The sequence below is a fragment of the Gillisia sp. CAL575 genome, from assembly GCF_000403785.1.
Lineage (GTDB): Bacteria > Bacteroidota > Bacteroidia > Flavobacteriales > Flavobacteriaceae > Gillisia.
Map to the genome: position 1 here is coordinate 79,053 of NZ_APHJ01000022.1, position 12,710 is coordinate 91,762.

Here is a 12,710-nt window from a genome sequence, read left to right on the forward strand (position 1 = left end):
TTAAATAGTTTTTATTCCTGAATTTGTGGCTAATCCTTTTTAATATAAGGACAAATTATGCCTTCTTAGATTTTACCCATTCTTGCACCATTTCTTCTAAAACATTCAGTGGTACTGCGCCATTAGTAAGCACAACATCGTGAAATTCCCTGATGTCGAAATCTTCACCTAATTGAACTTTAGCTTCTTCTCTTAATTCAACGATCTTATTCATCCCGATTTTATAAGCCGTAGCCTGTCCAGGCATTACAATATGTCTTTCAACCATTTTCACACAGTCACTTTCTGCATTTGGAGTATTCTCTTTATAATAAGCAATACCTTCTTCTCTAGTCCACTTTTTTGCATGAATGCCAGTATCTACAACCAATCTACATGATCTCCATAATTCCATAGCCAATCTTCCGAAATCTGAATACGGGTCCTTATAGAACCCCATTTCTTTAGGTATTAATTCACTATACAATCCCCATCCTTCGGTATATGCAGTATAAGATGAAAATTTTCTAAACATTGGTACACTATCCAATTCTTGAGCTATTGCTATTTGCATATGATGTCCTGGAATTCCTTCATGAAAAGCCAATGCTTCCATTTGATAGGTTGGCATTGCCGCCATGTCATACAGGTTTGCATAATAAGTTCCTGGTCTGGAACCATCAATAGCTGGCGACTGATAAAATGCTTTTCCAGCACTTTTCTCCCTAAATGCTTCTACAGCTTTCACTACAATATCAGCTTTAGGCTTTGTTATAAAAAGCTCATTTAATTTGCCCTTCATAGTATTTATTAAGCTCGTAGCTTCAGATAAATAACGTTTTTTACCTTCAGGAGTATTTGGATAATAGAACTGTTCATCTGTTCGCATAAATTCAAAGAAATCCTGCAGGGAACCTTTAAATCCAGTAGTCTTCATGATCTCCTCCATCTCTCCATGGATCCTGCCAACTTCACTTAGACCAATTTCATGAATCTCATTAGCTGTTAAACTTGTGGTAGTAATCCTTTTAAGACGATTGTTATAATAATCTTCACCTTTTGGAAACTTCCAAGCTCCATGATCTGTAGTAGCACGTTGTTGTTGATCTTCTAATTTTGCAATTAAATTTTCGTAGCCTTGTCTTACAGATGTATTTAAAGCATTTTCTGCTTTGTTAATAAGAACCAATTGTTCCTTTTCAGGTAATTTCAAGTTTTTCAATTTGCTTTTAAAATCCTCTAGTAAAGCACTTACTTCCTTAGAATTTGTAAAAGGTTTTCCCTTGATAACATTTCGGGAATCCTCGATCACTTTTTCAAACACGAATTTTGGAGGCACAATCCCGTTTTGTTCTCTTACTTTTAAGCCTTCAACAATTTGTTCCATCACCTTTGGAATCCCATTCAATCTTTCTATATACGCTTCAGCATCTGCCACAGAATCTATGCGGTGCATGTTGATTAAGAAAGCTGGAATTTCAGCATGATAGCCATGCATTTGATTAATAGGATAACTATAGAATCTGTAATCGTAATCTGCTATTTCTTCTTTTAAAGCTTGCTTAGCAAGTCTATAGCTTAATTGAGTGCTTTTGTCTAAACTTACCTGATCTACTTTCTTATCAAGATAATCTAAACGCTTTTTAGCTTTCTCCAGATCATCGGTATATTTCTGAGTAGAAAAATCATCCCACTTACCATAATCGGTTTTTCTACCTAACATGGTTTGCATCATCGGAGAATCTGCTACATCCTTTTCAAATTCAGCATCGAAATATGCATTTAATTCTGCTGAACTTTTTTCAATTTCGGAGTCTGATAAATCTTTATCTGAAACATCGTCTTTACACGAAACCATGGCTAAAATGGAGAAAAGAAAAAATAAACTTTTAATTTTAAATTTCATTAAATCGAAGTTAATTTGATTTGTAATTTATTCAATATTTCAAAAAGCCTCGAAATTTACTCTTTCAAGACAGAGAATTCAATATAAGAATCTCCAAAAATGGTATGGGTTTGCTTTTTAAAATCTTCCACTTTTGCTTTGAAAATATTAGGTACAAAAGTTTGAGGATTAAGATCTATTAAAGGAAACCATGTGCTTTGAACCTGAATTTGCAGTTTATGTCCCTTTTTAAAGGTGTGATTTACATCCTGTAATTCAAATGAAACTTCTGTTTTCTTTCCAGCTTCAAAAGGTTCTGGGTTTTCAAAACTATTTCTGAATCTTCCTCTCATCACTTCACTACGCACCATCATATGATAGTTACTCATTTTGAGATAAGCCTGAGTTTCCTCAGTATCTTCAGCATCTTCAGGATATACATCTATCACTTTTACAACCCAGTCTGCATCGGTTCCTGTGGTAGATACATTTAAATGCGCTTGAATAGCTCCAACTAAACTCATATCTTCTTTAAGAACAGGAGTTTCATAAACCATAACATCTGGTCTTCTAGCAGCAAAACGCTGATCATCTGTCATATATTTCCTTGGTGTGAAAACCATTTTAATATCCTCAGAATAAGGAACTGGTTTTTTAGGATCGCTCACAAAAGACACTTCTGTTTCAGAGGCAGTATCTGTTAGCGCTTCATCTACTCCTAAATACATCTTTTTAGTAGTGGTTTGATTTGGAGGCCAAACTTCAAAACTATCCCATTGCATGTTTCCAGTATCATATACATAAGCTTCTGGTAAGCCAGAATCCTTGGTGCCAGATCCTTTTAAGAAATGGTTGAAGAATTTGGTTTCTATATCCTTCTGATAATTCTTAGAAATATCATCTCCAAAATATACATTTCCAATCGCTTGTCTTTTAGAGTCTCTTGCCCAATCACCATGGCTCCAAGGTCCAAAAACAATGGTGTTATAATTATCACTTTTTGCTTCAATATTTTTATAAGATTCAAAAGGACCATAAAGATCTTCGGCATCAAATAAACCACCCACGATCATTACTGCCGGTTTGATATCTTTTAAATGCTGAATTAAACCTCTAGACTTCCAAAATTCATCATAACTAGAATGCTCTTTCAGCTGAGTCCAGAAAACATTGTCTTCTTTATAGTATTCATCTAAGTTGCTAAGCGGACCATTATCTAAAAAGAATTGATATTGATCTTTAGACTTCAACTCTGGAAATTTGTACCAAGCAGTATCAGATGGTTTAGTCTTTTCATATCCAAATAAGGCTGTTGCTCTCCAGTAACTTAATAAATAAGCTCCGTTATGATGAAAATCATCAAAGAAAAAATCTCCAATTCCCGCTTGTGGGGAAACAGCTTTTAAAGCCGGGTGTGCATCTAAAAGAGAATATAATGCATAATAACCAGGATAAGATATGCCCCAAGTTCCAACTTTCCCTGTATTGTTTTTTACATTTTTAACCAGCCAGTCTATAGTTTCATAAGTATCACTTGCCTCATCTACTTGCTTTCCCTTTTTCTTCGGAATGTAAGCACGCATGTTATCATAAACTCCTTCACTCATCCATCTTCCACGAACGTCTTGATAAACAATGATGTTTCCTTCTTTCATCAAGTATTCATTAGGGCCAATCTTGGATCTAAATTGGTCTTGTCCATAAGGTTGCGAGCTATATGGAGTACGCTGCATAATGATTGGATACTTTTTTGAAGTATCTTTTGGAGAATAAATAGTGGTATGAAGTTTAATACCATCTCGCATGGTGATTTCTACTTCTTGTTTGGTATAATTGTCGGCTACTTTATATTCTTCTTCAGTTTGAGAATAAACCGAAATGGATAAAAAAAGACTTATTACAAAAATAAACGGGGAAAGGATTAATTTCATCTGGTTATATAAGTTTATAGTTAATAGGAAATATGCGATTTGCCAATTAGCATTTGCTAAAAAAGCAAATAATACAATGGCTTATTCCATAGTTTCAGAATTTAAAACCTAAAGATATAGAAACAAGAGTCTCGGGACAAGCCTATGAGTTATATATAGGGAATTAATTTCTAAATATTTAAGGCAGCTAGATAATAACTATTCCTAAAAGAAATAAACTCATCATGGGCACTATTATTATTTAAGTCGAAAAAATTAAAAACTATTCAGCTTCAACTTTTTGAAAACCTTGATTCAGCCAAGTTAAATATTCCTTTTCATTTGGAGTATACCCTATTGGAGCATTCAATAAATTTAGATCTGTGTCTAACAACACATAAAAGGGTTGTGAATTATTCTGAAAGTTCACGGTCTGGAAAGTAGCCCATTTATCACCAATTGTCTTAATCTTTTTTATACTTCCATTAGCTCTCACATAATTAAATTGCTCTTGTTCTGGCAGTTCTTCCCTGTCATCAACATACATAGAGATTAGGATATATTTATTCTTTAAAACTTCATAAACTTCAGGATCACTCCAGACTTGCTCCTCCATTTTCCGACAGTTCACACAAGCCCAGCCCGTAAAATCTAGCATTATTGGCTTATTCTCTAGTTTAGCAGCTTCTAAGCCTTTCTCCCAGCTTTTATAAGCCTTTAGGCCTAATGGACCTTGAGTATCCTTTTCATAAACACTATAAAACAAAGGTGGTGGAAAACCACTTAGCAGTTTAAGGTTTGCAAAGGCAGAATTGGTTAAACCTGGAATTAGATATAGTACAAATAAAAAGGTGAGCGAGCCAAAACCAAATCTTGTCTTTGTCAACTTCTTTTTTGGCCCATCATGAGGAAATCTAATTAAGCCGAATAAATAAAGCATTAGTCCAATACCAACTAAAATCCAAATCCCAATAAAGATCTCTCTTTTTAAAATTCCCCAATGCTCTACAAGATCTGCGTTTGATAAGAATTTAAAGGCCAAACCTAATTCCAAGAATCCTAGCACCACTTTCACTGTATTAAGCCATCCTCCACTTTTAGGTAAAGAATTTAACCAATTTGGGAATAAAGCGAACAAGGCAAATGGCAATGCTAAAGCTAGACCAAAACCACCCATACCAAAGGATAACTGGGTTGCTCCTCCATCACTACTTAAAGATCCTCCTAATAAAGAACCAAGGATTGGTCCTGTACAAGAAAAAGATACTAATGCTAGCGTTAATGCCATAAAAAAGATTCCGACAACACCACCTATACTGGAAGCTTTGTCGTCCATCTTACTACTCCAACTGGCTGGAAGAGTTATCTCGTAGTATCCAAAAAAAGAAAAAGAGAAGATTATAAAAATTATAAAGAATACAATATTCAGTGTAACATTGGTAGAAATATTATTTAAGATCTCTGGCGCTAGACTATCCAAAAGATGGAAGGGTAAGCTTAATAATAAATATATTAAAAAGATAAAGAGTCCATATAAAATGGCATTTATTAATCCTTGCTTTCTGGTTTTCGCTCCTTTGGTGAAAAAAGAAACGGTCAAAGGAATCATAGGAAACACGCAAGGTGTAAGCAATGCGATTAACCCTCCTAAGAAGCCTAAAAGGAAGACGGTTAAAAATCCATCTTTCTCTTCTACTTCAGGTTTATAAGCATCCCAACCTTGTAGATCTAATGTTAAATCTTTTGTTTTTTGAATATCTAAAGGTGTAATATTCTCATTAGCATAACCTTTATTTACAGAATTATCTGCAACAGAGAATTGAAACGGCACTACATCTGGAGGTAAACATTTGGTATCATTACATACCATAAACTCCACCTCAACTTCTATTACGGCATCTTTGTCCAGTACTTTAATAGTTTGAAAAAATGTTGCTTCATCTTCAAAATATTTGATCTCCATTCCAAATACCTCATCAAAGATGGTTGGCACATTTGGCTCTGAAGTTTCTCCAACCAATTCAAAGGCTACTCCAGCATTGGCGAATGTAAAATTGGTAGCAATTGGGCCTCCTTCTTCAATATCCTGAGCATACAAATGCCAGCCCTTTTCTAGTTTTGCGGTAAAGCTGATTTTATAAATACTATCATTTTCTTTTTCCAAATGAGAATCCCAAGAAATAGGTTCTTCAACCTGAGAATCTTCGTCTACAGAGGTAAATACTTGAGAAAATGAAAGGGATACAGTTAAAATAAATATTAGTGACCAGAAATATTTCATACAGTGTAGGTAATTTTTAATATTTTTTGAGAAGGATCTGTTAAAGCAAATCTATTGTCTGCTCTTCTATTTACGATCCAAACAATATCATTCCCAGAGCAAAGTAACCAAGTACTTTCCTTCTCGGGCAAAGATAATTTATTGTCATTAAAAAAGTCGCTTAACTTTTTCTTTCCTTTCATACCAAAGGGATAGAAAATATCACCAGTATTCCATTTTCTCAAGACCAGCGGAAAAGTGAGTTTCTCTTTATTTAAATAAACACAATTGGGCGAAGTATTGGAAATTTCTTCAACTTCAGCAAGTGAGAATCTTCCTATTGGTAACATTACGATGTCCTCCCCTTCTTTTATCTGATATTCCATTTTATTCTGTTCAGATTCCCTTTCGGTAAGGATCAAAACATTTCTATCCTTGATTAATCTATGGCTAACAGAATAAACAATCTTCCCAGATTGAGCATCTAATAATTGGTACACATCTTCCCATTCAGAAAACCCAAAGGTCTTCAGCAATTCATACAGCACTGCTTTAGTATTGGGCAATTTCTGCAGAAAATCTATCTTAAGATTATAACCGTACATAGTCTTGGAAACTATTTCAGGATAGATCAAGCCAATATAATCTTCCACAAGTTTTAAACTATCATTTAAATGAGACTGTGTATTGGCAAAACCATCTAATAACTGCGGATTCAATTCTTCCAGAACTGGAACAATATCATGTCTTATTTTATTGCGAAGATATTTGTTAGAAGCATTACTACTATCTTCTCTCCATAGAATTTTATGCTCTACAGCATAGGCTTCAATCTCCTTTCGAGTAGAAGATAATAAAGGGCGTATTACAGAATTATGAACCGATTTGATTCCTGTAAAACCCTCTAAACCAGTACCACGAACAAGATTAATAATAAAAGTTTCAAGATTATCATTGGCATGATGAGCCGTTAAAATATAGTCGAATTTAAAAGCGCTGCTCAATTCTTCAAACCAGTGATATCTCAACTCTCTGGCAGCCATCTGTATAGAGATTTTAGCATCTTCAGCAAAAGTAGTTGTATCAAAATTTTCTATAAAAACCTCAACATCTAATCTTTCAGCAAGATCCAGAACAAATTCCTCATCGGCATCACTTTCAGCATCGCGAAGATTAAAATTACAATGAGCAATGGAAAAATTTAATTTTGCAAGCTTACACAAATGAGCCAAAACCACACTATCTACTCCCCCACTAACTGCCAGCAAGATTTTGCTTTGGCATAAAAAGGGAAAATCAGATTTCAGATGGTTTTTAAAGGCTTTTTCCATAGAAATCAAAGATAGGAAATAAGGCTGTTTTAAATGTCGACATTCCCTAGAACCTTTTAAACAGAGTTTTTAATTTAACTTGTCTCTAGCGCCTGAAGCATAGCTTTTGCTTTTAGCAAGCATTCTTCATATTCTTGCTCTGGAATAGATCTGGAAGTGATCGCGCCACCAACAGAGAAAGACACATAATTTAAATTTGCATTGTAAAGGATACTTCTTATCACCACGTTGAAATCAAAATCACCATCTGGAGTAAAATAACCCACTGCTCCACTATAAAGCCCGCGCTTGCTTTCCTCTAGTTCTTCAATAATTTTCATTGCCGAAATTTTTGGAGCGCCAGTCATGCTTCCCATAGGAAAAGTTGCCTGAAGTACTTCTACGGGAGTGCATCCCAATTCTAATTCTGCTGAAATAGTTGAAATTAACTGATGTACCTGTTTAAAAGAATAAACTTTACAAAGTTCATCTACCTGCACACTGCCTTTTTTAGCAACTCTAGAAATATCATTTCGCACAAGGTCTACAATCATCACATTTTCTGAAAGTTCTTTTGGATCTTTAGCCAACATTTCAATGATCTTGACATCTTCTTCTTCTGTTTCAGCTCGTCTTGCCGTTCCCTTAATAGGTTGAGAAATCACTTTAGCTCCTTCCTTTTTAATATAACGTTCTGGGGAAGCCGAAAGCAAATAAAAATTTTCAAGTTTTAAAAATGAGGCAAAGGGTGGAGAAGAGATTTCATTTAGATTCTGAAATACCTTTAAAGCATTTATATTTCGGTTTTCTGCGAAATATTCCTGACAAAAGTTAGCTTCATAAATATCTCCACGATGAATATGCTCCAGCATTTCTGAAACTTTTGATAGATATTGCTCTTTTGAAATTCTTGGTTGAATCGGGGAAACTTCAGTAATAATTTCAGAAGAAACAGCGTGATTATGTAATTCTAACTTAAGTATTTCTTCATAATCTGAAGCCATTTCGTCATCTACCATATTTAGATATCGAAATTCAACCTTTTCATTTCCAACTAGGATTAATTTCTGGGGTTGAAAGAAATACAGATCAGGAAATTTTAAACCATCAAAATTTTTGGAGCTCAAATTCTCTAGATCATTTTTAAGATCGTAAGACAAATAACCAAAGATCCAGTCTTTAGTGATCTCCTGATATTCTTTTAATTGGTCAAAAGCACCATGATGATCGGTCTTTAAAGCGGTAAAAGCTTCTACTGCAAGTACGGCTTCAAAATTAGAAGCTGTTTGCGGATAATTATTACTATCTAACCAAGCTATTTCTTGGAATTGAGAACCCCATTGGAAAAGCTTCTTTTTGAATGCTATTGGATCTTCTAATAAATATTCTGTTGTAGTACGCACCTATTCTTCAATTTCATGCGCAAAGGTAGTCAAGACATCTTCAATCCCCATATTCAAAACTTCATTTTGAATTTCATCATTAGCAAAATTGTCGTTGAAAGAAGGAAAACTAAAGCTTTCTATTACTTGACCTCCAAATCGCGGCAGAATTCCTTTGGTATATTCCAGTGAAGATGCAGCGCCGCGAGCTCCGGGTGAAGTACTCACCAACAGTATTTTTTTGTCTGCTAAAAAGTTTCTATCTAATCTTGAAAGCCAATCTAAAATATTTTTAAAAAAAGAGGAGACGGCACCATTATGCTCATTTACCGAGATCATTAAAGCATCATGTTCTGAAATTAAGTTTTTAATTACCTGAATATCTAAAGGAAATCCACTGGTATTTTCTTTGTCTACGCTAAAAACAGGAATATCATACTCTCTTAATTCAATAATCTTAATGTCATGGCCATTAATTCTATTCGCTATATGCGTGATAAACTGATGATTGATAGATGTGCTGCTATTAGAGCCAGCAAAGGCCAAGATCTTTTTCATATTAAGTATTTTCAAGATTCTCAAAAATACCTAAATTATTGGAAAAGTTTAAAAATGAACTAGATTAAAAACTGCTTATTATATGTAAAGGCTATTTCCATCACTTTTTTCTCTTATTCCTTATCTGCAAAAGGTATCTTTGCAGCTAATTAAAACAATTTCAAGTTGACTTTTCAGGATCTTAATTTAAACACCCCTCTATTAAACGCGTTAGAAGATTTAAAATTCGATACGCCTACACCTATTCAGGAACAAGCATTTTCGTCTATAATGTCTGGGAAAGATGTAGTTGGGATAGCACAAACGGGAACTGGTAAAACATTTGCTTATATGTTGCCTATTCTTAGAATGCTAAGGTATTCTGAACAAAAAAACCCCAGAGTTTTAATTTTAGTGCCTACCAGAGAACTGGTGGTGCAAGTTAGGGAGGAGATAGAAAAGTTAACAGCTTATATGAATACTCGTGTTACAGGTATTTATGGAGGAACTAACATTAACTCACAGCATTCAGATTTATTACAAGGTTTAGATATTATTGTTGCTACTCCAGGTAGATTATACGATCTTATTTTACGTCGTGCGGTGCAGATGAAATCTATTCAGAAATTAGTAATAGATGAAGTAGATGTGATGTTAGATCTAGGTTTTAGATTTCAGATAAATAACATTATTGAATTGCTTCCGCAGAATAGACAGAACATTATGTTCTCTGCAACCATGACCGAAGCTGTGGAAGAAATTATTGACATTAGTTTTAAGCAACCAATAAAAATTTCAGTTGCAATTAGTGGAACTCCACTAGATAATATAGAACAACGCGGTTATAAAATTCCAAATTTTCACACGAAAGTTAATTTTCTGAGGGATTTATTAAAGGATAAGGAGACATATACTAAGGTGCTTATTTTTGTTGCATATAAGCGTTTAGCAGATAGACTTTTTGAAAGTTTGGCAGAAGAATTCTTAGATGAATGTACTGTAATTCACTCCAATAAAACTCAAAATTATAGATTGAGAAGCATCAAGCAGTTTGGAGAAGGATTTAGTAGAATTCTTGTTGCTACAGATGTAATGGCACGTGGTCTGGATATAGAAAATGTATCTCACGTAATCAATTTTGATACTCCAGAATATCCAGAAAACTACATGCACCGTATTGGTAGAACAGGACGTGCAGAAAAAGAAGGTATTTCTTTCCTTCTATCTACAGAAAAGGAACAAGACAATTTAGAAAAGATCGAAGCTCTTATGAATATGAAGGTGCCTCAATTTGAGTTGCCAGATAATATAGAGATCTCAACTATTCTTATTCCAGAAGAGCAACCTAAGATCTTCGAAATAAACAATCCTAATAAAAGAGGAGATGATGATGCACCCGGGCCTGCTTTTCATGATAAAAGTGAGAAAAATAGCAAGGAGAATCTTGGAGGTTCTTATAGACGAGAGATTGCTAAAAAATATAAGAAACCCCAAACCAGAGGAGATAAAGGTGCAAATAGACGTCATAAAAAATAAGATTTCAACTTTTCAATAACTTATTTAGAGGTCAGTAGATAATTACTTACGATTTTTATAATTTATTTTGTTGATTTTCAAACAGTTAGCATATCTCGTTTTGTCTGTTTGAGCGCAGTCGAGAACTTTTGAGCTTAAAAAGGAGGTTTCGACTCCGCTCAACCTGACATCCCCTAATACATGTTATAATTTTGATATGAAAATAACTATTAACCTTTAAATTTGTTTTTATGAAAAATGTAGTGATACATAAATTAGAAAATGAATTTTTAAGCGTAGGTATAAAATCTATTGGCGCTGAACTTTGCAGCATAGTAAATAAACTTACCGGTAAAGAATATATGTGGCAAGGAGATCCTGCTTTTTGGGCAAGCCACGCTCCTATTCTCTTCCCCATTATTGGTGCTCTTAAAAACGACACCTACTTTGTTGAGGGAAAAGAATATCACTTACCTAAACACGGCTTTTTTCGAAATAATGAAGCGGTGGTTTTAAAACGACATGAAAATGATCATTTGGTATTTAGTCTTAAATTTTCTGAGGAAATTTTAGAAGCATATCCTTTCAAATTCGAGTTTGAGGTTAGTTTTATTTTGAAGGGAAAATCTTTAGAAGTAAAACATGAGGTTTTTAATCTGGACGAAGAGCCTATTTATTTTTCTGTGGGAGGACATCCTGCCTTTAATGTTCCTCTCTTTCCCGGCGAAACTTATGAAGATTATTATCTAGAGTTCGACCAAAAAATGGAGTTAAAAACTGCTGTATTGTCTAAAGATGGTTTGATCTCTAATAAATCTGAAACTATCTTAAACGATGAAAATAAAATCCATTTAAGAAAAGATCTTTTTAATAATGACGCGCTGATCTTCGTAGCAATTCCTTCCAAAAATATAAACCTCGTAAGCGAACATTCAGGCAAGATCTTAACTGTGGAGTATTCAGATTTTGAATATCTAGGAATTTGGGCTAAGCCAAATGCCCCTTATGTTTGTATTGAACCTTGGCTAGGAATTGCAGATTTTGAAGATACCGATCAGGATCTTAAAAATAAAAAAGGCATTAATAAATTAATGCCTAGTCAAATTTTTAGTGCTACCTACACAATTTTGATAGCCTAAGGATATTATTTAACTTTTAGTTTTCTTCTTTGCAGCTTTTGCAGCACGCTTTTCTTTTAAACTCAACACAGGTTCTTTCTTTGCTGAATTTTTTGAAGGGGATTTTTCTTTAGCCATGATTTCTGTTTTATTACAGTTAATGGATTAAATGTATGAAAACTTAAGATACAAAATTCAATTTTTTACATCCTTTGTGCTTCCCTTGTTTCGGATTCATTATCCTTGTAGATCCACGTTAGAATAAACGTAGCAATCCTTCCAATTAGGAAAACCAACCAGCCAAAAAGCGGAGCCAATAATGCAACTTTAATTCCACCTGCGAATGATGCCGGGTTCACCTTATCAAGGCTTTCAAAAGCATCAAATACCTGAATTAATCCGACTAGCTGAGTAAATAAACCAATTACCAATGCAACCAACGCAATTTGATTAACTAATGAAACGTATTTCTTAAATCTGGAATAATTCGATCCCAATTTAACTGAAGCCTTGAAGATTAAAAAGATCATTAGAAAAAAGCTAATTAAGATCAAGCTCATTGGTAACATTCCGCCTTCTGATATTCTATTACCAAGCTCTGACAGAAAACCTGGACGCTGAAAAAAAATAAATAATGTAAGACTTAACATATTGATTGAGTTTTAGGATTATTTCAGCTAAACTACTAGTTAAACACACCTTCCAAATAAATTTGCGACGAACTGCAAATTTAGTACTGGTTTCTACGAATGGAAATTAATTTTCAGCTTTTTAAATTCAGAATTGGTTAAAACCAGTTGTCTACAAGTTATTC

The 12,710-nt window shown here is 34.1% G+C and carries 9 protein-coding genes; 2 read left to right on the forward strand and 7 right to left on the reverse strand.

The features are described from left to right. Positions 1 to 55: 55 nt before the first annotated feature. From I130_RS06350 to I130_RS06375, 6 genes are all read right to left on the reverse strand, one after another. Positions 56 to 1,885 (reverse strand): DUF885 domain-containing protein, encoded by a 1,830-nt coding sequence (locus tag I130_RS06350; protein WP_034920595.1) that lies wholly within the window; start codon positions 1,883 to 1,885, stop codon positions 56 to 58. 56 nt (positions 1,886 to 1,941) lie between these two features. Beyond that, a complete protein-coding gene (locus I130_RS06355) occupies positions 1,942 to 3,795 on the reverse strand; it encodes a CocE/NonD family hydrolase (protein WP_034920596.1) in 1,854 nt (617 codons plus the stop codon). Between the two features lie 262 nt (positions 3,796 to 4,057). Further along, positions 4,058 to 6,055 (reverse strand): protein-disulfide reductase DsbD family protein, encoded by a 1,998-nt coding sequence (locus I130_RS06360; RefSeq protein WP_034920597.1) that lies wholly within the window; start codon positions 6,053 to 6,055, stop codon positions 4,058 to 4,060. Further along, positions 6,052 to 7,365 (reverse strand): tRNA lysidine(34) synthetase TilS, encoded by a 1,314-nt coding sequence (gene tilS / locus I130_RS06365; RefSeq protein WP_034920598.1) that lies wholly within the window; start codon positions 7,363 to 7,365, stop codon positions 6,052 to 6,054. The genes I130_RS06360 and tilS overlap by 4 nt, the downstream gene beginning before the upstream one ends. 74 nt (positions 7,366 to 7,439) lie before the next feature. Next, positions 7,440 to 8,747: an aminodeoxychorismate synthase component I gene (pabB, locus tag I130_RS06370; protein ID WP_034920599.1), complete on the reverse strand. Its 1,308-nt coding sequence runs from the start codon at positions 8,745 to 8,747 to the stop codon at positions 7,440 to 7,442. Further along, positions 8,748 to 9,284, reverse strand: coding sequence for an NADPH-dependent FMN reductase (locus I130_RS06375; RefSeq protein ID WP_034920600.1), 537 nt, complete (start codon positions 9,282 to 9,284; stop codon positions 8,748 to 8,750). A gap of 165 nt (positions 9,285 to 9,449) precedes the next feature. On the opposite strand from I130_RS06375, the gene I130_RS06380 reads away from it, so the two are divergent. Next, complete coding sequence (locus tag I130_RS06380; RefSeq protein WP_034920601.1) at positions 9,450 to 10,799, forward strand: DEAD/DEAH box helicase; 1,350 nt, start codon at positions 9,450 to 9,452, stop codon at positions 10,797 to 10,799. 230 nt (positions 10,800 to 11,029) lie between these two features. After that, complete coding sequence (locus I130_RS06385) at positions 11,030 to 11,917, forward strand: aldose 1-epimerase family protein (protein ID WP_051119628.1); 888 nt, start codon at positions 11,030 to 11,032, stop codon at positions 11,915 to 11,917. Between the two features lie 182 nt (positions 11,918 to 12,099). On the opposite strand, the gene I130_RS06390 is transcribed toward I130_RS06385, so the two are convergent. Continuing rightward, on the reverse strand, positions 12,100 to 12,546 hold the full coding sequence (locus tag I130_RS06390; protein WP_034920602.1) for a MotA/TolQ/ExbB proton channel family protein: 447 nt from the start codon (positions 12,544 to 12,546) through the stop codon (positions 12,100 to 12,102). Positions 12,547 to 12,710: the final 164 nt, after the last annotated feature.

Bases quoted from the DNA above. Each gene is read 5' to 3' on its own strand.
- I130_RS06350 (WP_034920595.1), bottom strand. From the start codon at position 1,885: ATGAAATTTAAAATTAAAAGTTTATTTTTTCTTTTCTCCATTTTAGCC.
- I130_RS06355 (WP_034920596.1), bottom strand. From the start codon at position 3,795: ATGAAATTAATCCTTTCCCCGTTTATTTTTGTAATAAGTCTTTTTTTA.
- I130_RS06360 (WP_034920597.1), bottom strand. From the start codon at position 6,055: ATGAAATATTTCTGGTCACTAATATTTATTTTAACTGTATCCCTTTCA.
- tilS (WP_034920598.1), bottom strand. From the start codon at position 7,365: ATGGAAAAAGCCTTTAAAAACCATCTGAAATCTGATTTTCCCTTTTTA.
- I130_RS06375 (WP_034920600.1), bottom strand. From the start codon at position 9,284: ATGAAAAAGATCTTGGCCTTTGCTGGCTCTAATAGCAGCACATCTATC.
- I130_RS06385 (WP_051119628.1), top strand. From the start codon at position 11,030: ATGAAAAATGTAGTGATACATAAATTAGAAAATGAATTTTTAAGCGTA.
- I130_RS06390 (WP_034920602.1), bottom strand. From the start codon at position 12,546: ATGTTAAGTCTTACATTATTTATTTTTTTTCAGCGTCCAGGTTTTCTG.